Annotated in this window: 1 protein-coding gene; it reads right to left on the bottom strand. The window is 38.1% G+C overall.

Annotated elements, in window-relative coordinates:
- Positions 1-147 precede the first annotated feature (147 nt).
- Positions 148-552 (bottom strand): hypothetical protein, encoded by a 405-nt coding sequence (locus tag ABD361_RS30470; protein ID WP_198968529.1) that lies wholly within the window; start codon positions 550-552, stop codon positions 148-150.
- Between the last annotated feature and the right edge of the window lie 107 nt (positions 553-659).

Below are 659 nucleotides of genomic sequence, written 5' to 3'. Positions count from 1 at the left end.
CCAGCCGGCCTGAGCACGACAACGGCAATCCGCAACTCCTTGGCTCACAGAACGACATGGCTACGATCCGACTTAAGAACTGGAGAATATATAGAAATAAAGGCTGAAGAAGAATAAAGAAAAAAAGAAAAAAATAGCTTAAATATTTTAACTTACATATCCAGTTGGGCTTCCAGTTATAATATTAACTACAGCGTCAAGAACTTGTGGATTTGCGTTAAAGGCTGAAATATAATATGCTTTCAAACCGCTAATCATATTTACTAATGCCGGGCCACCACCAATCCTATTAAGTGCTCTAGCTATCTTTAATGCAAAACCTTGATAAACTGCCCTGTTAGGACCAGTTATTCCATATTGTGATAATACTGCACTAACATTTTCATTTATCGCGGTAAACTTAGGTACATTAGTCTGGAAATTTTGTTGGGCAACTGGAGCTACATTTGACAATATAGTACTAGCGACTGTTGGATTAGAAAATGCGTTAAATTTAGCTTGCCATTTCGCGTACCTTTGTGAATAACTTCTTGGCGTTCTGCCTTTTGCCATATTTGGTCAATTACAATTAATGATTTGAAATTAATAAATTTTCACGTCTTATACAAAGTCGGATCGTAGCCATGTCGTTCTGTGAGCCAAGGAGTTGCGGATTGCCG

The sequence above is a fragment of the Streptomyces luteosporeus genome (assembly GCF_039532865.1).
In the GTDB taxonomy this organism is placed as follows: domain Bacteria; phylum Actinomycetota; class Actinomycetes; order Streptomycetales; family Streptomycetaceae; genus Streptomyces; species Streptomyces luteosporeus.
Note: the sequence above shows the minus strand (reverse complement) of the source record. Positions and strands in the feature narration are given on the sequence as shown.